This window comes from Streptomyces sp. NPDC101165 (genome assembly GCF_044768135.1).
Lineage (GTDB): Bacteria > Actinomycetota > Actinomycetes > Streptomycetales > Streptomycetaceae > Streptomyces.
The window spans coordinates 334,905-357,425 of the sequence record NZ_JBIWPG010000008.1; the positions used below are offsets into that span (position 1 = coordinate 334,905).

A 22,521-nucleotide genomic window follows, 5' to 3' on the forward strand; every position below is an offset into this window, starting at 1 on the left:
CACGGGGGACGGCGATGGGACGAGCGAGGGGAGCGTGCGGTTCCCGCAGTACGCCCCGGGCGTCAGTCGCCGTAGTCCGACATGGCGTCCAGCAGCCGGGCCGACCTCTTCGGCACGGTCACCCCATGGATCAGCGACGGCGGCACCGGGCGGGAGTCGGCGTGCTGGGGAACCGTCCAGTGCGGGACCATCCGCGCGCAGTCGCCGCGCAGCGAGGCGAGGTCGTCCTCGAGATCGGCCGGAGCGGAAGAGTGGACCTTGAGGTTCGTCATGATGGCACCGTAGGCATGACGAGCCTCGCGAAGAAAGATCTACTATCGGGTAGTTTTGCCAGCTTCAGTGGCTGCCCATGAACGGGTAGCGTGAACTGTCAATCCAGCCTCCCGCAGGAGAATGCCTGTCGTGCGCATCGCAGTCACCGGCTCCATCGCCACCGACCACCTCATGACCTTCCCCGGCCGCTTCGCCGACCAGTTCGTCGCGGACCAGCTGCACACGGTCTCGCTCTCCTTCCTGGTCGACAATCTGGACGTACGCCGGGGCGGCGTCGGCGCGAACATCGCCTTCGGCATGGGGCAGCTCGGGACCAAGCCCATCCTCGTCGGAGCCGCCGGCTTCGACTTCGACCAGTACCGAGCCTGGCTGGACCGCCATGGCGTGGACACCGACTCGGTCCGTATCTCCGAGACCCTGCACACCGCCCGCTTCGTGTGCACCACCGACGCCGACCACAACCAGATCGGCTCCTTCTACACCGGTGCGATGAGCGAGGCCCGCCTCATCGAGCTGAAGACGGTCGCCGACCGCGTCGGCAGCCTCGACCTGGTCCTGATCGGCGCCGACGACCCGGAGGCGATGCTCCGCCACACGGAGGAGTGCCGCTCCCGGAACATCCCCTTCGCCGCCGACTTCTCCCAGCAGATCGCCCGTATGGAGGGCGAGGAGATCCGGATACTGCTGGACGGGGCGACCTACCTCTTCTCCAACGAGTACGAGAAGGGGCTCATCGAGTCCAAGACCGGCTGGACCGACGCCGAGATCCTGTCCAAGGTCGGCCACCGCGTCACCACGCTCGGCTCGCAGGGCGTGCGCATCGAGCGGGTCGGCGAGGACCCGATCGAGGTCGGCTGCGCGGAGGAGGAGCGCAAGGCCGACCCCACGGGTGTCGGCGACGCCTTCCGCGCCGGTTTCCTCTCCGGCCTGGCCTGGGGTGTCTCCCTGGAGCGCGCGGCGCAGGTCGGCTGCATGCTGGCGACTCTCGTCATCGAGACGGTGGGGACGCAGGAGTACCAGCTGCGGCGGGGGCACTTCATGGACCGGTTCACCAAGGCGTACGGGGACGAGGCGGCCGAGGAGGTCCGGGCTCACCTGGGCTGAGCACATCGGCACAGCCCCCGCGCCCCTTCGAGGGGGGCCCTGCCCCCCTCGACCCCCTTCAGCTCACCCTGCGGACCACATAGGCCGAGCCCTTTTCCGCCGGCTCCTCGCCCAGATACTGCTGCCCTCGCATCTCGCACCACGCGGGAATGTCCAGCCGGGCCGCCTCGTCGTCCGAGAGAACGCGCACCGTGCCGCCCACCGGCACGTCCCCGATCACCTTGGCCAGCTCGATGACCGGGATCGGGCACCGCTTGCCGAGGGAGTCGACGACCAGCTCCTCCGCCCGGACCGCGGTCACGATCGCCGGAGCCGGCGCACCCAGCTTCTCCCGCACCCCGGCCACCGCCCCCGGCAGCGCCGCCAGGAACCGCTCCACGTCCTCCTCGGCCACCCCCGACGGCAGTGACACCCGCACGTTGCCCTCGCTCAGCACCCCCATCGCCTTCAGCACATGGCTGGGTGTCAGCGTGCTGCTCGTGCAGGACGAGCCGGACGACACGGAGAAACCCTCCCGGTCCAACTCGTGCAGCAGGGCCTCTCCGTCGACATAGAGACAGGAGAAGGTGACGATCCCCGGCAGCCGCCGCTCCGGATCGCCGACCACCTCGACATCCGGCACCAGCTGCGGCACCCGCAGCCTGATCCGCTCCGTCAGCTCCCGCAGTCGAACCGCTTCCTGGGCCGCCTCCGCCCGTACCGCGCGCAGGGAGGCCACGGCCGCGACGATGGCCGGGAGGTTCTCGAACCCGGCCGCGCGACCCGACTCGCGCTCGTCCACGGGAGCTTGCGGCGCGAACCGCACCCCCTTCTTCACGACGAGCAGCCCCACCCCCGAGGGCCCGCCCCACTTGTGGGCGCTCGCCGCCAGCAGCGACCAGCCGCCCTCGACCGGCCCCCACCCCAGCGACTGAGCGGCGTCCACCAGCAGCGGTACTCCCGCCGCCCGGCACGCCTCGGCCACCTCGGCCACCGGCTGTACGGTCCCGACCTCGTGGTTGGCCGACTGCAGACAGGCCAGCGCGGTGTCCTGCCGGAGCGCGGCCGCGAAGTCCGCCGGAGCGACGGCTCCCGCCCGGGCGACGGCCACCGTGCTCACCGAGCCGCCCTCCGCCTCGAACGCATCAGCCGAATGGAGTACCGAGGAGTGCTCGACAGCGGACACGATCAGGTGGCGTCCCACCCGGCGCCGCCCGGCCAACGCCCCCGCGACACCGGTGTGTACGGCCCGCGTCCCGGACGGCGTGAACACCACCTCGTCCGCCCGGCACCCCACCGCCTCGGCCGCCGCCTCCCGAGCCGCGTCGAGCAACATCCGCGCCCTGCGTCCCTCCCGGTACAACCGAGCGGGATCGGCCCACCCTTCATCCAGAGCGGCCAACAACGCCTGACGGGCAACGGGATGGAGGGGAGCAGCGGATGCAGCGTCAAAGTAGGACACACAGCAACGGTAAATCTTCGGTGGAGCAGCCGACCTCAAGGGGCGCGGGCGGTGCCGATATGCGGCTCCGCCGCGAGGCCGCGACCAGCCACAACGCACCCCGCACCCGCCCACCAAACCGCGACAACCCGAGCTATTGGGCGCTCATTCCCACCCTTAAGGAGTGACCGGCGGCGCGTATGGCACCCTCCCCGCGAACCCTCGGAGAGCGTCGGCTAGGGTTTGGTCCGCATAAACATCCAAACCCCTGCCCGACGCAGGGCGGCGACCGACCAGCGAGAAGGCCGCAGCCGAACAGCGCGGGCGAGACTCTCGGGAAGGCGCTACGTGAGTCCCAACGGCTCCGACCGCTCGCCGCGGCGCCCGATGCGGCGGAAGCTGCTGCAGGCACTGACCGCGGGCCTGGTCCTGGCGACCGCAACCGGTTGCACATACAAGGACTTCCCCCGCCTTGGCATGCCCACCCCGGTCACGGAAGAGGCTCCGCGGATCCTCTCCCTGTGGCAGGGCTCCTGGGCTGCCGCGCTGGCCACCGGTGTGCTGGTGTGGGGCCTGATCCTGTGGAGTGCTTTCTTCCACCGGCGCAGCCGCACCAAGGTCGAGGTACCTCCGCAGACTCGGTACAACATGCCGATCGAGGCCCTGTACACGGTGGTCCCGATCATCATCATCTCGGTGCTGTTCTACTTCACGGCCCGGGACGAGTCGAAGCTCCTCAGCCTCGACAAGAAGCCCGACGTCACGGTCAACGTGGTCGGCTTCCAGTGGAGCTGGGGCTTCAACTACATCGCGGACGTTCCCGGTTCCCCCGGCAACGCCAAGACGTCCAAGCAACTGCTCGCCATCCCGGACCGGTTCCGCAAGGACTTCCCGGCGAACGCCGGCGGTGTCTACGACGTCGGTACGCCGGGCACGAAGAACCCTCAGACCGGTAACCCCGGCCCGACCCTCTGGCTTCCCGAGGGCAAGACGGTCCGCTTCATCCTCACCTCGCGTGACGTCATCCACTCCTTCTGGGTGGTGCCGTTCCTGATGAAGCAGGACGTGATCCCGGGCCACACCAACGCCTTCCAGGTGGTTCCCAACCATCAGGGCACTTTCCTGGGCAAGTGCGCCGAGCTCTGCGGCGTCGACCACTCCCGGATGCTGTTCAACGTGAAGGTCGTCTCCCCCGAGCGCTACGAGCAGCACCTCAAGGACCTCGCCAAGAAGGGGCAGACCGGTTACATTCCCGCCGGCATCGCGCAGACGCCGCACGAGAAGAACCGGGAGACGAACAACCTGTGAGCATCCTCAACGAACCCCAGGGTGCCGCGGCAGCTGAGGACTCGTACGAGAACGAGCTGCCGGTCAGGCGCAAGCAGCCCGGCAATGTCGTGGTCAAGTGGCTCACCACCACCGACCACAAGACCATCGGAACGCTGTATCTGGTCACGTCCTTCGCGTTCTTCCTGATCGGCGGCGTGATGGCGCTCCTCATGCGCGCCGAGCTGGCCCGTCCGGGCCTGCAGATCATGTCGAACGAGCAGTTCAACCAGGCGTTCACGATGCACGGCACGATCATGCTGCTGATGTTCGCGACGCCGCTGTTCGCCGGTTTCACGAACTGGATCATGCCGCTGCAGATCGGCGCGCCCGACGTGGCGTTCCCGCGGCTGAACATGTTCGCCTACTGGCTCTACCTGTTCGGCTCGACCATCGCGGTGGGCGGCTTCCTCACCCCGCAGGGTGCGGCCGACTTCGGCTGGTTCGCCTACTCCCCGCTGTCGGACGCGGTCCGCTCGCCGGGCATCGGCGCCGACATGTGGATCATGGGTCTGGCCTTCTCCGGCTTCGGCACCATCCTCGGCGCGGTCAACTTCATCACCACGATCATCTGCATGCGTGCCCCGGGCATGACCATGTTCCGCATGCCGATCTTCGTGTGGAACGTGCTGCTGACCGCCGTCCTGGTCCTGCTCGCCTTCCCGGTCCTCGCGGCCGCGCTGTTCGCCCTGGAGGCGGACCGCAAGTTCGGCGCCCATGTATTCGACGCCGCAAACGGCGGAGCCCTGCTGTGGCAACACCTCTTCTGGTTCTTCGGCCATCCAGAGGTGTACATCATCGCGCTGCCGTTCTTCGGCATCATCTCCGAGGTCATCCCGGTCTTCTCCCGTAAGCCGATGTTCGGCTACATGGGTCTGATCGCGGCCACCATCTCCATCGCCGGTCTGTCCGTGACGGTGTGGGCCCACCACATGTACGTCACCGGCGGTGTGCTGCTGCCGTTCTTCTCCTTCATGACGTTCCTGATCGCCGTACCGACCGGTGTGAAGTTCTTCAACTGGATCGGCACGATGTGGAAGGGCTCGCTGTCCTTCGAGACCCCGATGCTCTGGGCCGTCGGCTTCCTGATCACCTTCACGTTCGGTGGTCTGACCGGTGTCATCCTGGCCTCGCCCCCGATGGACTTCCACGTCTCCGACTCGTACTTCGTGGTGGCCCACTTCCACTACGTGGTCTTCGGTACGGTCGTCTTCGCCATGTTCTCCGGCTTCCACTTCTGGTGGCCGAAGATGACCGGCAAGATGCTGGACGAGCGCCTCGGCAAGATCACCTTCTGGACGCTGTTCGTCGGCTTCCACACCACGTTCCTGGTCCAGCACTGGCTGGGTACGGAAGGCATGCCGCGCCGTTACGCCGACTACCTGGCGTCCGACGGCTTCACCACACTGAACACGATCTCGACGATCGGTTCGTTCCTGCTCGGCCTGTCGATCCTGCCGTTCCTCTACAACGTGTGGAAGACGGCCAAGTACGGCAAGCCGGTCGGCGTGGACGACCCGTGGGGCTACGGCCGTTCGCTCGAATGGGCGACCTCCTGCCCGCCGCCGCGGCACAACTTCCTCACCCTGCCGCGGATCCGCAGCGAATCCCCGGCGTTCGACCTGCACCACCCCGAGATCGCCGCGCTCGAGCAGCTCGAGTACGCCGGTCACGGCAGCGCCATCGAGGGCAGCAAGGAGGCCGGCAAGTGAAGATCCAGGGCCGGATGTTCATCTGGCTGAGCTTCTTCGTCCTGATCATCGCCGTCTTGTACGGCGTGTGGTCGAAGGAGCCGGCCGGTACCACGGCGCTCTTCCTGGCCTTCGGCCTGTGCATCATGATCGGCTTCTACCTGGGCTTCACCGCCCGGCGGGTCGACGCGGGTGCGCAGGACGACAAGGAGGCCGACGTCGCGGACGACGCGGGCGAGCTGGGCTTCTTCAGCCCGCACAGCTGGCAGCCGCTCGCCCTCGGCTTCGGTGGCGCAATGGCCTTCCTCGGTGTCGCGGTCGGCTGGTGGCTGCTGTACTTCGGCGCACCGTTCATCCTGGTCGGCCTGTTCGGCTGGGTGTTCGAGTACTACCACGGTGAGAACCGCACCCAGTAGCACGCAGTAGCGCACCGGGAGCCCGGACACTCCGTCAGGAGGGTCCGGGCTCCTGCTTTTGCCGCAGGCCATCCCTCGTAAGGGTTACATAGCGCGCAAATGGGGTCTGCGTCTCATAGCGTGATCATATGAACCACTCTCCGCGTACCCGCACCGTCGTCAGCTGCACCGTGCTGGTGGCCGCCCTCGGTGCGGGCGTCACCGGCTGCGCTTCGCACGGCAACCCCCTGTCGGACAAGCCGTACGACGCAGCGGACCAGATCTCCTTCAACGGCCCCACCGGCACCGGGAAGCGGGCCGACCCCGACAAACCCCTGGAGATCACCACCAGCACCGACGACGGCCGGATCACGGACGTCACCGCCTACGACGCCACAGGGCGCTTCGTGGCGGGCGAACTCGCGGCCGACGGCAGCCGTTGGCACAGCACCTCCCCGCTGGCCGCCAACGCCCACTACACGGTCGCGGTGAGCACGGAGGACGAGGACGGCGCACCCGGCCGTAAGGTCCTCAGCTTCGACACCACCAAGCCCTCGACCACCAAGCGCCTGAACGTCACGTTCGGGCCGGATTCGGGCCAGTACGGCGTCGGACAGCCCATCACCGCCCAACTCGACCACGAGGTGAAGGACAAGGCGCAGCGGGCCGTCGTGGAGCGCGCCCTCAGAGTGGACTCCACGCCGGCCGTCCAGGGTGCCTGGTACTGGGTGAGCGACAAGGAACTCCACTACCGCCCCAAGGAGTACTGGCCCGCGCACGCCACCCTCCAGGTGCACAGCAACCTCGACGGCGTGAAGATCAGCGACCGGCTCTGGGGCGGTACGTCCAAGGCGCTGAAGATCACCACCGGTGACCGCATCGAGGCCGTCACGGACGCCGCGGCGCACCAACTGACGTTCTTCAAGAACGGCCAGGAGGTCCAGTCGATCCCCGTCACCACCGGCAAGCCCGGCTTCGAGACCCGCAACGGGGTCAAGGTCGTCCTGGCCAAGCAGTACTTCGTACGGATGCGCGGCACCACGGTCGGCATCGCCGAGGGCAGCTCCGACTCGTACGACCTGCCGGTCTACTACGCCACCCGCGTCACCTGGTCGGGCGAGTACGTGCACGCCGCGCCCTGGTCGGTGGGCTCCCAGGGCTCCGAGAACGTCAGCCACGGCTGCACCGGCATGAGCACATCCAACGCCGAGTGGTTCTTCAACAACATCCACGAGGGCGACATCGTCAAGGTCGTCAACTCCAACGGCAACCCGATGGAACCCTTCGGCAACGGCTTCGGCGACTGGAACGTCGACTGGAAGAAGTGGCGCACCGGCAGCGCCCTCGTCAACGGCACCCCGGACGGCCCCGCTCCCCAGGACGCCCTGCGCCTGCAGCCGACGACCGTGTGAAGTACCCGGGGGGCGCGGGGCCGCGTCGATCCGCGGCCCCGCGCCCTGCTAGGCGCTCAGCAACCGCTTCTGGCGGAGCAGACCGGCCAGGGCGGCCGCGAACTCCACCGGATCCACCGGCAAGGTGACCGCCGCATCGGCCCGGCTCCACGTAGCGAGCCAGGCATCCTGAGGCCGCCCCATCAACAGCAGCACAGGCGGGCAGTTGAACACCTCGTCCTTGATCTGCCGGCACACCCCCATGCCCCCCATGGGCACGGCCTCACCGTCGAGCACGCACACGTCGATGCCGCCCTTGGTCAGCTCCCGCAGCACCGCCTCAGGGGTCGCACACTCCAGGAACTCGATCTGGGGCACATCGGGAGCCGGCCTGCGGCCGGCGGCCAACCGCACCTGTTCCCGGGTGTTGGAGTCGTCGCTGTACACCAGCACCGTAGCGGTCGGCTGCATGCTTCCTCCGAGACGTCAGCGTCGTACGGACAGGGCCGTTCGGGGCGGATGTTACTCCCATGAACACCACGTCAACACCGGTTCGGCGGGCAGCAACACTCCGAACGGCACCCCCCGGAGTGAGGGCGGGATAAGCGACCGACATAATGTCGGTCGTGGCGACAGCAACGACAGTAGAAACCGGGCACGCGCACCCGTCGGTCAATCGACCGAACCTCACCAGCGTCGGAACCATCATCTGGCTGAGTTCCGAGCTGATGTTCTTCGCGGCCCTCTTCGCGATGTACTTCACCCTCCGGTCGGTGACCGGACCGGCGTACTGGACGGAGCAGGCACACGCGCTCAACGTGCCCTTCTCCGCGACGAACACCACGATCCTGGTGCTCTCCTCGCTCACCTGCCAGCTCGGCGTGTTCGCCGCCGAGCGCGGGGACGTGAAGAAGCTCCGTGGCTGGTTCATCCTCACCTTCATCATGGGTGCGATCTTCATCGGCGGTCAGATCTACGAGTACACCGAGCTGGTGAAGAAGGACGGGATCTCCCTGTCCTCCGGCCCGTACGGCTCGGTGTTCTACCTGACCACCGGCTTCCACGGCATGCACGTGACGGGCGGTCTCATCGCCTTCCTGTTTGTCCTGGGCCGCACCTACATGGCCAAGAGGTTCACTCACGAGCAGGCGACCGCCGCCATCGTCGTGTCCTACTACTGGCACTTCGTCGATGTGGTCTGGATCGGCCTTTTCGCCACGATCTACCTGATCAAGTAGCCGGGACCGCTCCCGCACATCCTGAAGCATCGACGCAGAAGATCCTGACACCGGGGTAATCCGTGAAAAAGCTCTCCGCACGACGACGCCATCCGCTGGCGGCGGTCGTCGTCCTACTCTTCGCGCTGGCGGCCACTGGGGGGCTGTACGCCGCGTTCGCGCCCGCGAGCAAGGCGCAGGCCGATGAAACCTCCCAGTCCCTGACCATCAAGGAGGGCAAGAAGCTCTACGAGGTCGGCTGCGCCAGCTGCCACGGCACCGGTGGCCAGGGCTCCTCCGACGGCCCGAGCCTGGTCGGCGTGGGCGCTGCGGCGGTCGACTTCCAGGTCGCGACCGGCCGTATGCCGGCCGCCACCTCGCAGGGCCCGCAGGTCGTAAAGAAGAAGAACATCTACAGCCAGGCCGAGATCGACCAGCTCGCGGCGTACGTCGCCTCGCTGGGCGCCGGTCCCGAGGTGCCGACGAAGGACCAGTACGGCCCGGAGGGTGCGGACATCGCCAAGGGCGGCGAGCTGTTCCGTACCAACTGCGCGCAGTGCCACAACTTCACCGGCAAGGGCGGTGCCCTCACCAAGGGCAAGTTCGCGCCGGACCTGACGGGCGTCGACCCGAAGCACATCTACGAGGCCATGCAGACGGGCCCGCAGAACATGCCGTCCTTCCCCGACACCACGATGTCGGAGAAGAACAAGAAGGACGTCATCGCGTACCTGAACGCGATCAACAGCAGCGAGACGGAGCAGCCGGGCGGCATGGAGCTGGGCGGTCTCGGCCCGGTCACCGAGGGCCTGTTCGCATGGGTCTTCGGTCTCGGTGCGCTGATCGCGGTAGCCGTCTGGGTCGCCGCTCGGACCGCAAAGGCCAAGAAGTCATGAGTAGCCAAGACATTCCAGAAGAGAACCTGCCCGCTGAGCAGGAGTACGCGCACGGCGCCGTGAGCGTCGCGGACGAGCAGAACCCGTTCGCGGACCCGGGGCTGCCGCCCCACGAGCACCGGATCCAGGACATCGACGAGCGGGCCGCCAAGCGGTCCGAGCGCTTCGTCGCCCTGCTGTTCACGGTGTCGATGCTGGCCACCGTCGGCTTCATCGCCTCGTACGTGGCGGTCCCGCAGGACAAGGCGATCTTCGTCTTCCCGCTGGGGCACATCAGCGCGCTGAACTTCGCGCTCGGCCTGACCCTCGGTACGGCGCTGTTCTGCATCGGCGCGGGTGCGGTCCACTGGGCCCGCACCCTGATGTCCGATGTCGAGGTCGCCGACGAACGGCACGCGATCGCCGCCTCTCCCGAGGTGCGTGCTCAGGTCCACGCGGACTTCAAGCAGGGTGCCAAGGAGTCGGCGCTCGGCCGCCGCAAGCTGATCCGCAACACGATGTTCGGCGCGATGGCCATGGTGCCGCTCTCCGGCGTCATGCTGCTGCGCGACCTCGGCCCGCTGCCCGGCACCTCGCTGCGCCACACGCTGTGGGCCAAGGGCAAGCTGCTCGTCAACATGAACACGAACCAGCCGCTGCGTCCCGAGGACGTCGCCGTCGGTTCGCTGACCTTCGCCAAGCCCGAGGGCCTGGAGGAGGCACAGGAGGACTTCCAGAACGAGATCGCCAAGGCGGCCCTGATGATCATCCGGCTGCAGCCGGACAACATCAAGGACAAGCGCGAGCTCGAGTGGTCGCACGAGGGCATCGTCGCGTTCTCGAAGATCTGCACCCACGTCGGTTGCCCGATCTCCCTGTACGAGCAGCAGACGCACCACGTGCTGTGCCCGTGCCACCAGTCCACCTTCGACCTCTCCGACGGTGCCCGAGTGATCTTCGGCCCCGCCGGTCACGCCCTGCCGCAGCTCCGCATCGGCGTGAACGACGAGGGCTACCTCGAGGCGCTCGGCGACTTCGAAGAGCCCGTCGGTCCTGCATTCTGGGAGCGCGGATGAGCACCAACGAGAACAACGAGCGACGCGGCAAGGCGCCCGCCGGCGAGCGCGTCGCCGACTGGGCCGACGGACGGCTCGGGATCTACTCCCTGGCCAAGTCCAACATGCGCAAGATCTTCCCCGACCACTGGTCGTTCATGTTGGGCGAAGTCTGCCTGTACAGCTTCCTCATCATCATCCTGACCGGTGTGTACCTGACGCTGTTCTTCCATCCGTCGATGAACGAGGTGGTGTACCACGGCAGCTACGTCCCGCTCCAGGGACAGCTCATGTCCGAGGCGTTCAGCTCGACCCTGCACATCTCGTTCGACGTGCGTGGTGGTCTGCTCATCCGGCAGATCCACCACTGGGCCGCGCTGATCTTCCTCGCCGGCATGTTCGTGCACATGATGCGCGTGTTCTTCACGGGCGCGTTCCGCAAGCCGCGTGAGATCAACTGGCTGTTCGGCTTCCTGCTGTTCGTCCTGGGCATGTTCACCGGTTTCACCGGTTACTCGCTCCCGGACGACCTGCTCTCCGGCACCGGTGTCCGCTTCACCGAGGGCGCGATCCTGTCGATGCCGATCGTCGGCACCTACATCTCGTTCTTCCTCTTCGGCGGCGAGTTCCCCGGTCACGACTTCGTCGCCCGGTTCTACTCGATCCACATCCTGCTGCTGCCGGGCATCATGCTCGGCCTGGTGGTGGGCCACCTGATCCTGGTCTTCTACCACAAGCACACGCAGTTCGCGGGTCCCGGAAAGACGAACAACAACGTCGTCGGCATGCCGCTGCTGCCGGTGTACATGGCCAAGGCCGGAGGCTTCTTCTTCCTGGTCTTCGGTGTGATCGCCGCCATCGCCGCGGTGACCCAGATCAACCCGATCTGGGCCATGGGTCCCTACCGCCCCGACCAGGTGTCCACCGGCGCCCAGCCCGACTGGTACATGGGCTTCGCCGAGGGTCTGGTCCGCTACATGCCGGGCTGGGAGATCAACTTCTGGGGTCACACGCTCGTCCTGGGCGTGTTCATCCCGCTGGTGCTCTTCGGTCTCGTGCTGGCGGCGATCGCGTTGTACCCGTTCATCGAGTCCTGGGTCACCGGCGACAAGAGCGAGCACCACATCCTGGACCGCCCGCGCAACGCCCCGACCCGTACCGCGTTCGGTGTCGCCTGGGTCACCGTGTACATGGTCGGCCTGGTCGGTGGTGGCAACGACCTCATCGCCACCCACTTCAACCTGTCGATCAACGACGTGACCTGGTTCGTCCGGATCTTCTTCTTCGCCGGACCGGTCATCGCGTTCATCGTCACCAAGCGGATCTGCCTCGGCCTGCAGCGCCGCGACCGCGACAAGGTGCTGCACGGTCGCGAGACCGGCATCATCAAGCGCCTGCCGCACGGTGAGTTCATCGAGGTGCACGAGCCGCTCAGCCAGGAGCAGCTGCACACCCTCACGGCTCACCACCAGTACGAGCCGGCCGAGATCGGCCCGACGGTCGACGAGAACGGTGTCGAGCGCAAGGTGAAGGGGTCCGAGAAGCTGCGCGCCAAGCTCAGCAACGCCTACTACGGCGAGGACAACCAGATCCCGAAGCCGACTGTCGACGAGTACAAGGAGATCACGAGCGGCCACGGCCACCACTGATCCCCGCGTCGCCACGCCACGCCGAAGGGCCCCGTCCGTGTTCCGGACGGGGCCCTTCACCGTGTCCCGGGCTGGATAGGGTGGGAGCACACTGTTCTTCTAGACACCCAGGAGCGGCTATGAACGCTGTGACCCCCGCTGGAGGCGACACCGCGGCGGGCCGTTCCTGGCCCGCCCTGCTGAACGGGCTGCTGGACGGCCGGGACCTGTCCGCCGACGACACGGCCTGGGCGATGGACCTGATCATGCGCGGCGAGGCGACCGACGCGCAGATCGCCGGGTTCCTGGTGGCCCTGCGGTCCAAGGGCGAGACGGTGGAGGAGATCACCGGACTCGTGCGGACCATGTACGAGCACGCCAACGTGATCGAGGTACCCGGGCCCGCCGTCGACATCGTCGGCACGGGCGGTGACGGCGCCAAGACGGTGAACATCTCCACGATGTCGTCGATCGTCGTCGCCGGCACCGGAGCGAAGGTCGTCAAGCACGGCAACCGCGCCGCGTCCTCCGCCTCCGGGTCCTCCGACGTCCTGGAGAAGCTCGGGATCAACCTGAACCTGACCCCGAAGCGGGTCGCCGAGGTCGCCGACGAGGCCGGCATCACCATCTGCTTCGCGGTGAAGTTCCACCCGGCGCTGCGTCATGTCGCCGCGGCGCGCGGCCAGTTGGGGATCCGTACCACCTTCAACGTGCTCGGCCCGCTCACCAACCCGGCCAAGGTGCGCGCCCAGGCGGTCGGTGTCGCCGACCCCCGGATGGCGCCGATCGTGGCCGGGGTCCTCGCCGAGCGCGGCAACTCCGCCCTGGTCTTCCGGGGTGACGACGGCCTGGACGAGCTGACGACCACGTCCACCTCCCGGGTGTGGGTGGTCCGGGACGGCAAGGTCACGGAGGAGAGCTTCGACCCGCGGGACGTCGGCATCGACCTCGTCCCCGTGGAGGCCCTGCGTGGCGCCGACGCCTCCTACAACGCGGAGGTCGCCCGCCGCGTGCTGGACGGCGAGCAGGGCGCGGTCCGGGACGCGGTCCTGCTGAACTCGGCGGCCGCCCTGGTGGCGCTCGACCCGACCGAGGCACCCCTGGCCGAGCAGCTCCGCGCCGGCATGGCCAAGGCGGCCGTGTCGATCGACTCGGGCGAGGCGAAGCGGACGCTGGAGCGGTGGGTGGCGGCCAGCAACAAGTAGCGGGTGGCTGATCGCCGTCGCAGCGGGTGTCCCGGGATCCGGACAGAAGTTGCGCGGCGGCGATCAGCTCGGCTACGTTCCTGACCAGGTCATGAGTGACAGTCATGAGGCCCCGGCCGACTGTCCGGCAACCCTCCGTCCGTGGCGGGGTGCCCCGGGTGAAGACCAGGCCGTGGGCAACGAGGTCCACGGCAAGCGCGGACCCCTCGCACACCAGGGGTCCTGGTCGTCGAGGGAGCCTTCTGTGAGCAAGCGAATGCGATAGGGCGTAGAGCCCCGCCTCCGCGTACCCCTTTCACCTTCCCCACGTTCGAGCCGTACGCGCTCACGTGGTGATTCGCCTTGCCTCTCACAGGAGCTCGCCATGTCCGTCTTCACCGCTGCTGCCGACCAGTCCGTTTGTGCCCCTCTGTCCGTTCTGGGCCGTGACGTCACCGTCCCGCTCGTGACCGGCGGCGAAGTCACCTACGCGGCGCTCGACTACGCGGCCAGCGCCCCCGCCCTCCAGCGCGTCTGGGACGACGTGGCGGCCTACGCGCCGTACTACGGCAGCGTCCACCGCGGTGCCGGCTACCTCTCCCAGCTCTCCACCGACCTGTTCGAGAACGCCCGCAGGACGGTCGCCGAGTTCCTCGACTGCCGTGCGGCCGACCAGGTGGTCTTCACCCGCTCGACCACGGACTCCCTGAACCTCCTCGCCGCCGCCCTGCCCGCCGACTGTCAGGTCTTCGTCTTCGAGACCGAGCACCACGCCTCCCTGCTGCCCTGGCAGGACGCCCGCGTCACCTACCTCGACGCCCCGCGCACCCCGCGGCAGGCCGTCGAGACCCTGGAGCGGGCCCTCGCCGACCGTGACCCCTACGGCCCGGCCCTGGTCTGCGTCACCGGCGCCTCCAACGTCACCGGCGAGCTGTGGCCGGTGCGCGAGCTGGCCGCCGCGGCCCATGCGCACGGCGCCCGGATCGTCCTGGACGCCGCCCAGCTGGCCCCGCACCACCCCGTGTCGGTCCAGGACCTCGACGTCGACTGGGTCGCCTTCTCCGGCCACAAGCTGTACGCCCCCTTCGGCTCCGGCGTCCTGGCCGGGCGCGCCGACTGGCTGGTCGAGGCCGAGCCGTACCTCGCGGGCGGCGGCGCCAGCCGCAAGGTGACCCGGCGCGAGGACGGGGGAGTGGCCGTGGAGTGGCACGAGACCGCCGCCCGCCACGAGGCCGGCTCCCCGAACGTCATCGGCGCCTACTCCATCGCCTCCGCCTGCAGGGCGCTGACGGAGGCCGGTTTCGACACGCTGGTCGCCCGCGAGCAGCACCTGATCGCGAAGGTGCGGGCCGGCCTGGCCGAGGTCCCCGCGGTCCGGGTCCTCTCCCTCTTCGGCGACGACGCCCCGCGCGTCGGCGTGATCAGCTTCGTCGTGGACGGCTGGAACAGCTCCCACTTCGCCGCCGCCCTCTCCGCCGAGTACGGCATCGGCGTCCGTGACGGCCTGTTCTGCGCCCACCCGCTGGTCCGCACCCTCCTCGGCTCCGACCCCCAGACCCAGGGCGAGTGCGGGGCCCCCGAGGCCGCACCGGGCGAGAAGTCCCTGAACGCGATCCGCGTGAGCTTCGGTGCGGGCACCCCCGACGAGCACGTGGAGCGCTTCGTCACGGCGGTGAAGGAACTGGTGACCGAGGGCGCGAAGTGGACGTACCGCACGGAGGAAGGCCGCTGCGTCCCGGCGGTGTGAGCTTCTGAACGCCCGGTGGGGCGGTCTTCAGCCGATCAGTTGTCCAACCCGATCGAGAAGGCCGCCTCCAGGTCGTGCTGCGAGTACGTACGGAAGGCGACGTGCGTGTCCGTGGCCTCGACCCCGGGGATCTTGCTGATCCGCCCCGGAATCACGTCGGCCAGATCCTCGTGCTGCCGCACCCGCACCATGGCGATCAGGTCGTACGTACCGGTGACGGAGAAGACCTCGCTCACCGAATCCAGCGAAGCGACCTGCTCCGCGATCTCGGGGATCCGGTCCACGCTGGTCTTGATCAGGACGATCGCGGTGATCACGACGGGTTCTCTCCCTCGGGTGCCGGAGCCGGTGCGCACTTCACTCTAGTCGCCCGCCCGTCTCCCACCACCGCCCTTCCCAGGCCGCCCTTCGGGCCCTCCTTCTTGCGGTACCGCACCCACGCGTAGCCGAACCCCACCCCGAAGCCGACGAGGTGCGCGAGGTAGGCCACCCCCGGCCCCTCGCCGGCGCGCCCCGCCGCCAGCCACTGCAGCGCCGCCCAGAAGGGCAGCACCACCCAGGCCGGGAAGCGCATCGGCAGGAAGAACAGGAAGGGGAGCAGACTGGTGACACGGGCGCGGGGAAACAGATAGAGGAACGCGCCGAGAACCGCCGAGATCGCCCCGGACGCGCCCACCAGCGACTGCTCGGAGGTGGCGTTGGCGGCCGCGTAGCCCAGCAGGGCCAGGTAACCGCAGCAGACGTAGAAGAGGGTGAACTCCACCCGGCCCATTCGTTCCTCGGTCATCATCCCGAAGACGAAGAGGAAGAGCATGTTGCCGAGCAGATGCACCCAGCTGCCGTGCACGAACAGCGCGGTGACCGGGGTCAGGGCCTCCCGGACGGGCTCGTCGAACAGCCGCGCCGGGACCACCCCCCAGTGCCGGAAGTACGCGCGCTGCGCGGCCGGCAGCGCGTCCACGGAGCCGTACGCCGGAGTGAGCCCGGAGGCCGGGCCCAGGACGAAGATCAGGGAGCACACGGCGATGAGGGCGTACGTCATCGGCGCGGGGGTGTCCCGGAGCGCCCTGAGTGTGCGGCCGGCCGTCGTGCTCCAGGCGTTGATCATGACTACAGAGCATGACGTAAGGGGACGCAACCTGACAGACCGCCTCGCCGCCGTGGACGGACGGGCGGTGAGTACCCGCCAGGCCGTAGGGTTACGAGCCACACGCGTCGAGGAGCGGCGCGGACCGACCCGAGAAGGAAGCGAACAGTCACGATGACGGTTCCCCTGCCGACCGCCACGACGCGATGGCGCTGCACCCTCTGCGGCAACCTCACCCGCTTCGATGTGACCCGCTCGTCGAAGGTCGTCGAGTACGTCCACCTCGACCTCGCCGGTGAGCCGACGGTCGAGGAACGCGAGGTGGTCAGTGAGACCATCGACTCGGTCCGCTGCCGCTGGTGCAACGCGGTGGACCAGGTGGAACTCGTGGACAGGCCGGGCGCCGGCTCCTGAGCGGAGCGGGCCCCGTACAGGTATTGGGGTGTGACGGATGGTGGAGACCGCAGGCGGGGGGCCGGGCGACGGCACCGCTGAGGTGCTTGACCGTCCGCTGCCCGACGGCGTGCGCCGACGGGTCGTGCAGATCGTCTCGGACGGATTCGGCGGCCTGACCGTGGCGGAACTGCCCGCCCAATTGCGGCAGTACGCCCGGTTCGCCCCGAACCGGCGGGCCAAGTTCGCCGGGAACGCGATGGCGGCCGCGCTGGAGACCGATCCGCTCTTCCGGCAGCGGATCGGAGAGAAGTTCAGAGAGGCGCAGCCGGAGCTGTCCGGCGCCCTCGACTCCGGCTCGCCGCCCCCGGCCGCGGACCCGCTCGACGTGGCGGCCGCGGCCTATGTGCTGCGCCCGGCGGGCTGGGTGAAGCTGGTCACCGCGGCCGGCGAGGAGGCCCAGCGCGCGGACGCCGAGCGGGCCGACGAGGAGAGCCGGGCCGAGCTGGAGCGGCTGCGCGAGGAGCTGGCCGAGGCGCGGACGCAGACCCGGTCCGAGACCGAGCGGCTGCGCATCGAGATGGAGTCGGCGAAGAAGGAAGCGGAGTCGCTGCACCGTAAGCTCCGTGCCGCGCTCAGCGACGTCAAGCGCGGCGAGGCCGCCCTGCGCAAGGTCCAGGGCGAGATCGAGGCCGTACGCGCCGAGGGGCAGGCACAGCTGTCGGCCGCCGAGAGCGAGTCCCGCCGGCTCAAGGCCCGCCTGGGTGAGGCCGAGGCCGCGCTGGAGGCCACCCGCCGGGCGGCCCGCGAGGGGCGCAGCGTCGAGGACATGCGGGTGCGGCTGCTGCTCGACACCCTGCTGGACGCCACCCAGGGGCTGCGGCGCGAACTCGCCCTGCCTCCGGTCTCCGTGCGCCCGGCCGAGACCGTGGACGCGGTCGAACCGGGACGTATGACCCCGAAGGACATCGCGGCCCGGGCCCTGTCCGAGAACGATCCGGCGATCCTGGACCAGCTGCTCGCGCTGCCGCAGGCGCATCTGGTCGTCGACGGCTACAACGTCACCAAGACCGGCTATCCGCAGATGCCGCTGGAGAAGCAGCGCCTGCGGCTCCTGGGGCAGCTCTCGGCGCTCGCCGCGCAGACCGGCGCCGAGGTGACGTGCGTCTTCGACGGCGCCGAACTGGCCGCGCCCGTGCTGCTCGCGCCGCCGCGCGGGGTGCGGGTGCTGTTCTCCAAGCCGGGGGTCACGGCCGACGAGCTGATCCGCCAGCTGGTGCGCGCGGAGCCGCCGGGCCGTCCGGTCATCGTCGCCTCGACCGACCGGGAGGTGGCCGACGGGGTCGCCAGGGCAGGTGCCCGTCCCGTCGCCTCTGCGGTACTTCTGAAGCGACTGTCCTGAAGGTCCAACGCGCATACGCAATGCCCGAATTGACCCGACCCACACACCACGTAGGGTCAATCGCGCCTCACTACACGTGAGTTATGTGCAAAGAATGCATTGCGTCACAGGTTTTTTTGCTGCGAGGATTTGAACTGATCACAAGTGGGTCACTAGGGTCTGGGCTCGAACCTCCGAACGGGTGATCACTCACAAGAAGGAGTTCGTCCTCCGTGGCGTCCCATCGTCGACCCAAGCAGCCGAGTCGCACGCGTGTCACCGTGCTGACCACCGCAGCCGCCGCTGCCGTCGCGCTCAGCGCGAATGCCGCCAATGCCGCGCCGAGCGAGAAGCTCGGCAAGGACGAGGTCAAGGCAAAGGTCGACAAGCTCTACGAGCAGGCGGAGCAGGCCACCGAGAAGTACAACGGGGCCAAGGAGAAGCAGCAGAAGCTGCAGAAGGAAATCTCCACCATCCAGGACAACGTGGCCCGCGGCCAGCAGGAGCTCAACAAGCTCCGCGACGGCCTGGGTTCGCTGGCGACCGCCCAGTACCGCTCCGGTGGCATAGATTCCTCCGTCCAGCTCTTCCTGTCCTCCAACCCGGACGACTTCCTCGACAAGGCCTCCACGCTCGACCAGTTGAGCAGCCAGCAGGTCGAGGCCCTGAAGAAGATTCAGGACAAACAGCGCGAACTCGCCCAGGAGCGGGCCGAGGCCACCGACAAGCTCAAGGACCTCGCCGCCACTCGCACCGAGCTGGGCAAGAAGAAGCAGGAAGTCCAGGGCAAGCTCGCCGAGGCGCAGAAGCTGCTCAACACCCTGACCGCCAAGGAGAAGGCCGCGCTCGCCGCCCAGCAGGCGCGTGCCAACCGCTCCTCCACCGAGCGTGTGGACCTCGGCGACGCTCCGCCCGCCTCCGGCCGCGCCTCGGCCGCGTTCTCCGCCGCCCAGAGCAAGATCGGCACACCGTACGTCTACGGCGCCTCCGGCCCCTCCTCGTTCGACTGCTCGGGCCTGACTTCCTGGGCCTACGGCCAGGCCGGCGTCTCCATACCGCGCACCTCCGAGGCACAGGCCAACGCCGGTACGCGCATCTACAACCAGGCCGACCTGAAGGTCGGGGACCTGGTCATCTTCTACGGCGACTACCACCACGTCGGCCTGTACGCGGGCAACGGTCAGGTGCTGCACGCCCCGCACACCGGTGCCGTGGTGCGCTACGAGGCGATGAGCAACATGACCTTCGAGTTCGGCGTCCGGATCTGACGCGCCTCACGACGCTGACTCGGTGGCGCCCGAACGGGCGAATCCGAGGAACCGAGACTGACTCCACGCCCCGCCCATGACCTGCGTCAGGGCGGGGTGTCGCGTTTGTGCGCCGCTCGAGGCCGTTCGGCGCGGTCCTTCCGCACGGCTACTGTCTGCCACGATTCCCCGGCGCAGGGGCCTCCCCGTCCCCGGCGCCGGGGAAGCTGTCTCTGTCCGCCAGCAGAAGGACTGACGTGGGGTCCCATCGCCGCCTTGCACTGTCCGGGTTCAACCGGGGCGCCGGCGCCGCCCTGTGCGCGTTGTCGGCCGCGGCCGGCGCGCTCGGCGCCGTACCCGTCCAAGCAGCGCCGCACGGGGACACCCGTGCCGAGGTGGACCGCCTCTACGAGGAGGCCGAGAGGGCGACCCAGGCCTACGACAAGGCCGACGAACGGGCCGACGTGCTGCGTCGGGAGGTCCGGGACGCCGAGGACCACATCGCCCGGCAGCAGCAGCGCATCAACACCATGCGCGAGCGGCTCGGTTCGCTGGCCGGCGCCCAGTACCGCTCCGGTGGCATCGACCCGGCCGTCGCCCTGCTCTTCTCCGCCGACCCCGACGACTACCTGGACAAGGCGGCCACCCTCGACCGCATCGGCGCCCAGCAGGAGGGCCGGCTGCGCGAGTTGAGCGCGGCCATGCGCGAGCTGGCCCAGGAGCGCGCCGAGGCCGCCGGGAAGCTCGCCTCGCTGGAGCAGAGCCGCAGGGCGGTCGCCACGCACAAGCGGACCGTGGAGAAGAAGCTCGCCAGGGCCCGGCAGCTGCTCAACTCCCTGCCCGCCGCCGAACGCGCGGCCTACGACCGGGCCTCCCGCTCCGACCGCGTCGACCTGCCCGACCTGTCCGGCGCCGTCGCCCCCGACGCCCGCGCGGCGGCCGCCCTCGCCGCCGCCCGCTCCGCCCTCGGCCGCCCCTACGTGTGGGGCGCGACCGGCCCCTCCGGCTTCGACTGCTCGGGCCTGATGCAGTGGTCGTACGGGCACGCCGGCATCCACCTGCCGCGCACCTCCCAGGAGCAGCGGTACGCCGGCCGGCAGATCCCGCTCTCCCAGGCGCGCCCCGGCGACCTGGTCGTCTACCGCTCCGACGCCAGCCATGTGGCGATGTACGTCGGCAACGGCCAGGTCATCCACGCCCCCTACCCGGGCGCGCCGGTGCGCTACGACCCGGTCGGCATGATGCCCGTCTCCTCGGTCACCCGTCCCTGACCTCCCGAGCTCACCGTACGATCGGGAAATGGCTGGTCGTAGAAGGGTGTGGCGCGCCGCGGCGGCGGGGCTCTGTCTGCTGCTCGCGGCGCCCCTCGCCGGCTGCGGCGGGCGGACCGCGGCCGACCCGGCCACGGCCGAGGTGCAGCAGGTGCTCGACCGGCGCTCGGCGGCCCTGCTCGGGCACGACGAGACGGCGTACGGCACGACGGGCACCCGGACCGGGTTCGTCCGCCTGCGCGCGCTCCCGCTGGCCTTCTGGGCCTACCGCGTGACCGCCGTGCACGGCGACGGCCCGGGTGCCACCGCCGACGCCGAGCTGCGCTACCGGATCGCCGGCTACGACCGGGCCCCGGTCAGCGTCCGCCGCACCCTCGGGCTCAGCCGCACCACCGACGGCAAGTGGTACGTCACCGCCGACAAGCCCGCGCGGAAGGCCGGGGATCAGCTGTGGGACCAGGGCACGGTGACCGCCGTGAAGGGCGCGCACAGTCTGGTCCTCGGGGCCGGCCAGAGCGCCGGCGACCTGCGCGCCTACGCCCGGCTCGCCGACCGCGCGGTCCCGGCCGTCTCCCGCGAGTGGGGCACGGACTGGACCCGCCGGGTCGTCGTCCTCGTCCCGCGCACGCTGGAGGGCATGGCGGGGCTGCTCGGCTCGCCCGCCGCCGACTACCGGGGCATCGCGGCCGTCACCACCGGCGAGGTGGGCGGCGCGGGCAGGGCGCCCGCGGACCGGGTGGTCGTCAACCCGGAGGCGTACGTGATGCTGGGCAGCGTCGGCAAACAGGTCGTGCTCACCCACGAGACCACCCATGTGGCCACCCGCGCGCACACCGACGCCGCCACCCCGCTGTGGCTCTCCGAGGGGTACGCCGACTGGATCGGCTACCTCGGCACCGGCCGCACGCCCGCCGAGGCCGCACCGGAACTGGCCCGCGCGGTCCAGGACGGCAAGGTGCCCGCGAGTCTCCCCGCCGACAAGGCCTTCGGCTTCAGTACCGACCCCGCCCGCCTCGCCCAGTCCTACGAGAGCGGCTGGCTCGCCTGCCGGATGATCGCCGACCACTGGGGCGAGGACCGGCTCGGCACCTTCTACCGGGCCGTCGGCGCCCACCGGACGCGGGCGGGCGCGGTCGAGGAGGCGCTGAAGAAGGTGCTCGGGACCACGCCCAAGGCGTTCACCGCCGAGTGGCGGCAGTACGTCCGCGCTCAGCTGCGCTGACCTGGGGCCTGCCTCAGCACCTCGATCGCCTCGCGCAGCCACTCCCGCTCGGCCGTGCCGGTGGCCCGGGCGACCCGCAGCATGCCCTGCCGGAACAGGTCACCCGCCTCCTCCGCGCGCACCGGCTCCCCGTCCCGGTAGAAGAAGCTCGCCGGGGCCTCCAGGAAGTCCAGGCGGCGGCGCAGCACCGCGGCCTGCTCCGCCCGGTCGTCCAGGTGCCGCAGGAAGGCGAGGACGGTGTTGAAGCGGACCTGGTCGGTGATCTCGGCCTGCTTGGGGGTGCGCAGCCGCTCCAGCAGGTCCGCGCGGCCCTTCGCGGTCAGGGACAGCACCCGGCGCGGGGCGGCGCTCGCGCCCTCCTCGGTGCGCTGGTCGAGCAGGCCCGCGGCGACCAGCCGGTTGATGGCCGGGTAGAGGGCACCGTCGCTGACCGGCCGGACATGCCCGCTCAGCGCCTTGATGCGTTCCTTCAGCTCGTAGCCGTGCAGGGGTTCCTCGGCGAGGAACCCCAGGATCGACAGCTCCAGCACGCGAACTCCTCCTTGCAGCGGGCGTGGGACCCATGGTAGCTCTGATCGAGCTACCTCTAAACGAGGTAGCTCGATCAGAGGGGG

The 22,521-nt window shown here is 69.3% G+C and carries 22 protein-coding genes and 1 riboswitch; of the genes, 16 read left to right on the plus strand and 6 right to left on the minus strand.

From position 1 onward, the window contains the following. Positions 1-62: 62 nt before the first annotated feature. Positions 63-272 (minus strand): hypothetical protein, encoded by a 210-nt coding sequence (locus tag ACIRVH_RS19600; RefSeq protein WP_403954713.1) that lies wholly within the window; start codon positions 270-272, stop codon positions 63-65. 130 nt (positions 273-402) lie between these two features. On the opposite strand from ACIRVH_RS19600, the gene ACIRVH_RS19605 reads away from it, so the two are divergent. Next, positions 403-1,377, plus strand: a complete 975-nt coding sequence (locus ACIRVH_RS19605; RefSeq protein WP_403954714.1) for a carbohydrate kinase family protein — start codon at positions 403-405, stop codon at positions 1,375-1,377. A gap of 58 nt (positions 1,378-1,435) precedes the next feature. Here the strand turns inward: ACIRVH_RS19605 and ACIRVH_RS19610 are convergent, their stop codons facing one another. Continuing rightward, complete coding sequence (locus ACIRVH_RS19610; RefSeq protein WP_403954715.1) at positions 1,436-2,818, minus strand: cysteine desulfurase/sulfurtransferase TusA family protein; 1,383 nt, start codon at positions 2,816-2,818, stop codon at positions 1,436-1,438. A gap of 327 nt (positions 2,819-3,145) precedes the next feature. Here ACIRVH_RS19610 and coxB point away from each other — a divergent pair, with 327 nt between their 5' ends. The 4 genes from coxB to ACIRVH_RS19630 all read left to right on the plus strand — a co-directional run bounded on the left by coxB (position 3,146) and on the right by ACIRVH_RS19630 (position 7,621). After that, positions 3,146-4,105 (plus strand): cytochrome c oxidase subunit II, encoded by a 960-nt coding sequence (coxB, locus tag ACIRVH_RS19615; RefSeq protein ID WP_403954717.1) that lies wholly within the window; start codon positions 3,146-3,148, stop codon positions 4,103-4,105. After that, positions 4,102-5,835 (plus strand): cytochrome c oxidase subunit I, encoded by a 1,734-nt coding sequence (ctaD, locus tag ACIRVH_RS19620; protein WP_403954718.1) that lies wholly within the window; start codon positions 4,102-4,104, stop codon positions 5,833-5,835. The genes coxB and ctaD overlap by 4 nt, the downstream gene beginning before the upstream one ends. After that, a complete protein-coding gene (locus ACIRVH_RS19625) occupies positions 5,832-6,230 on the plus strand; it encodes a cytochrome c oxidase subunit 4 (protein ID WP_403954720.1) in 399 nt (132 codons plus the stop codon). Before ctaD ends, ACIRVH_RS19625 begins: the two co-directional genes overlap by 4 nt. Before the next feature lie 128 nt (positions 6,231-6,358). Continuing rightward, the gene (locus tag ACIRVH_RS19630) at positions 6,359-7,621 is read left to right on the plus strand and encodes an Ig-like domain-containing protein (protein WP_403954722.1); all 1,263 of its coding nucleotides are present in this window, start codon (positions 6,359-6,361) and stop codon (positions 7,619-7,621) included. A 48-nt stretch (positions 7,622-7,669) separates the two neighbouring features. On the opposite strand, the gene ACIRVH_RS19635 is transcribed toward ACIRVH_RS19630, so the two are convergent. Next, positions 7,670-8,071 (minus strand): hypothetical protein, encoded by a 402-nt coding sequence (locus ACIRVH_RS19635; protein ID WP_403954725.1) that lies wholly within the window; start codon positions 8,069-8,071, stop codon positions 7,670-7,672. 146 nt (positions 8,072-8,217) lie between these two features. On the opposite strand from ACIRVH_RS19635, the gene ACIRVH_RS19640 reads away from it, so the two are divergent. From ACIRVH_RS19640 to ACIRVH_RS19665, 6 genes are all read left to right on the plus strand, one after another. After that, positions 8,218-8,838, plus strand: coding sequence for a heme-copper oxidase subunit III (locus ACIRVH_RS19640; RefSeq protein ID WP_386574347.1), 621 nt, complete (start codon positions 8,218-8,220; stop codon positions 8,836-8,838). Positions 8,839-8,900: 62 nt separating this feature from the next. Beyond that, positions 8,901-9,713, plus strand: coding sequence for a c-type cytochrome (locus tag ACIRVH_RS19645; protein WP_403954729.1), 813 nt, complete (start codon positions 8,901-8,903; stop codon positions 9,711-9,713). Further along, complete coding sequence (locus ACIRVH_RS19650) at positions 9,710-10,768, plus strand: Rieske 2Fe-2S domain-containing protein (RefSeq protein WP_403954732.1); 1,059 nt, start codon at positions 9,710-9,712, stop codon at positions 10,766-10,768. The genes ACIRVH_RS19645 and ACIRVH_RS19650 overlap by 4 nt, the downstream gene beginning before the upstream one ends. Then, positions 10,765-12,396 (plus strand): cytochrome bc complex cytochrome b subunit, encoded by a 1,632-nt coding sequence (locus ACIRVH_RS19655; RefSeq protein ID WP_403954735.1) that lies wholly within the window; start codon positions 10,765-10,767, stop codon positions 12,394-12,396. The genes ACIRVH_RS19650 and ACIRVH_RS19655 overlap by 4 nt, the downstream gene beginning before the upstream one ends. A 119-nt stretch (positions 12,397-12,515) precedes the next feature. Beyond that, on the plus strand, positions 12,516-13,580 hold the full coding sequence (gene trpD, locus ACIRVH_RS19660; RefSeq protein ID WP_403954737.1) for an anthranilate phosphoribosyltransferase: 1,065 nt from the start codon (positions 12,516-12,518) through the stop codon (positions 13,578-13,580). Between the two features lie 87 nt (positions 13,581-13,667). Further along, positions 13,668-13,784, plus strand: a riboswitch (SAM riboswitch). A 160-nt stretch (positions 13,785-13,944) separates the two neighbouring features. Then, complete coding sequence (locus ACIRVH_RS19665) at positions 13,945-15,306, plus strand: aminotransferase class V-fold PLP-dependent enzyme (RefSeq protein WP_403954739.1); 1,362 nt, start codon at positions 13,945-13,947, stop codon at positions 15,304-15,306. Positions 15,307-15,341: 35 nt separating this feature from the next. Here ACIRVH_RS19665 and ACIRVH_RS19670 read toward each other — a convergent pair whose 3' ends face one another. Continuing rightward, positions 15,342-15,623, minus strand: a complete 282-nt coding sequence (locus tag ACIRVH_RS19670; RefSeq protein ID WP_403954741.1) for an Lrp/AsnC family transcriptional regulator — start codon at positions 15,621-15,623, stop codon at positions 15,342-15,344. Then, entirely contained in the window at positions 15,620-16,414 is a 795-nt protein-coding gene (locus tag ACIRVH_RS19675; protein WP_403954744.1) for a rhomboid family intramembrane serine protease, read from the minus strand. The genes ACIRVH_RS19670 and ACIRVH_RS19675 overlap by 4 nt, the downstream gene beginning before the upstream one ends. 153 nt (positions 16,415-16,567) lie before the next feature. Between ACIRVH_RS19675 and ACIRVH_RS19680 the strand changes: the two genes are divergently transcribed. The 5 genes from ACIRVH_RS19680 to ACIRVH_RS19700 all read left to right on the plus strand — a co-directional run bounded on the left by ACIRVH_RS19680 (position 16,568) and on the right by ACIRVH_RS19700 (position 21,907). Then, the gene (locus tag ACIRVH_RS19680; RefSeq protein ID WP_145875323.1) at positions 16,568-16,807 is read left to right on the plus strand and encodes a hypothetical protein; all 240 of its coding nucleotides are present in this window, start codon (positions 16,568-16,570) and stop codon (positions 16,805-16,807) included. A gap of 37 nt (positions 16,808-16,844) precedes the next feature. Further along, on the plus strand, positions 16,845-18,188 hold the full coding sequence (locus ACIRVH_RS19685) for an NYN domain-containing protein (RefSeq protein ID WP_403954745.1): 1,344 nt from the start codon (positions 16,845-16,847) through the stop codon (positions 18,186-18,188). Between the two features lie 212 nt (positions 18,189-18,400). Further along, the gene (locus ACIRVH_RS19690) at positions 18,401-19,435 is read left to right on the plus strand and encodes an NlpC/P60 family protein (RefSeq protein ID WP_403954747.1); all 1,035 of its coding nucleotides are present in this window, start codon (positions 18,401-18,403) and stop codon (positions 19,433-19,435) included. A gap of 236 nt (positions 19,436-19,671) precedes the next feature. After that, complete coding sequence (locus tag ACIRVH_RS19695; protein WP_403954748.1) at positions 19,672-20,685, plus strand: NlpC/P60 family protein; 1,014 nt, start codon at positions 19,672-19,674, stop codon at positions 20,683-20,685. Positions 20,686-20,713: 28 nt separating this feature from the next. Beyond that, positions 20,714-21,907, plus strand: a complete 1,194-nt coding sequence (locus tag ACIRVH_RS19700) for a hypothetical protein (RefSeq protein WP_403954751.1) — start codon at positions 20,714-20,716, stop codon at positions 21,905-21,907. Here the strand turns inward: ACIRVH_RS19700 and ACIRVH_RS19705 are convergent. Further along, positions 21,895-22,437, minus strand: a complete 543-nt coding sequence (locus ACIRVH_RS19705) for a PadR family transcriptional regulator (protein WP_403954753.1) — start codon at positions 22,435-22,437, stop codon at positions 21,895-21,897. The genes ACIRVH_RS19700 and ACIRVH_RS19705 overlap by 13 nt on opposite strands. Positions 22,438-22,521: the final 84 nt, after the last annotated feature.

Excerpts from the sequence above, each read along its gene's own strand:
- ACIRVH_RS19600 (WP_403954713.1), bottom strand. The coding sequence starts at position 272 with ATGACGAACCTCAAGGTCCACTCTTCCGCTCCGGCCGATCTCGAGGAC.
- ACIRVH_RS19675 (WP_403954744.1), bottom strand. The coding sequence starts at position 16,414 with ATGATCAACGCCTGGAGCACGACGGCCGGCCGCACACTCAGGGCGCTC.
- ACIRVH_RS19655 (WP_403954735.1), top strand. The coding sequence starts at position 10,765 with ATGAGCACCAACGAGAACAACGAGCGACGCGGCAAGGCGCCCGCCGGC.
- ACIRVH_RS19700 (WP_403954751.1), top strand. The coding sequence starts at position 20,714 with ATGGCTGGTCGTAGAAGGGTGTGGCGCGCCGCGGCGGCGGGGCTCTGT.
- trpD (WP_403954737.1), top strand. The coding sequence starts at position 12,516 with ATGAACGCTGTGACCCCCGCTGGAGGCGACACCGCGGCGGGCCGTTCC.
- ACIRVH_RS19635 (WP_403954725.1), bottom strand. The coding sequence starts at position 8,071 with ATGCAGCCGACCGCTACGGTGCTGGTGTACAGCGACGACTCCAACACC.
- ACIRVH_RS19630 (WP_403954722.1), top strand. The coding sequence starts at position 6,359 with ATGAACCACTCTCCGCGTACCCGCACCGTCGTCAGCTGCACCGTGCTG.
- ACIRVH_RS19650 (WP_403954732.1), top strand. The coding sequence starts at position 9,710 with ATGAGTAGCCAAGACATTCCAGAAGAGAACCTGCCCGCTGAGCAGGAG.
- ACIRVH_RS19665 (WP_403954739.1), top strand. The coding sequence starts at position 13,945 with ATGTCCGTCTTCACCGCTGCTGCCGACCAGTCCGTTTGTGCCCCTCTG.
- ACIRVH_RS19640 (WP_386574347.1), top strand. The coding sequence starts at position 8,218 with ATGTCGGTCGTGGCGACAGCAACGACAGTAGAAACCGGGCACGCGCAC.
- ACIRVH_RS19680 (WP_145875323.1), top strand. The coding sequence starts at position 16,568 with ATGACGGTTCCCCTGCCGACCGCCACGACGCGATGGCGCTGCACCCTC.
- ACIRVH_RS19685 (WP_403954745.1), top strand. The coding sequence starts at position 16,845 with ATGGTGGAGACCGCAGGCGGGGGGCCGGGCGACGGCACCGCTGAGGTG.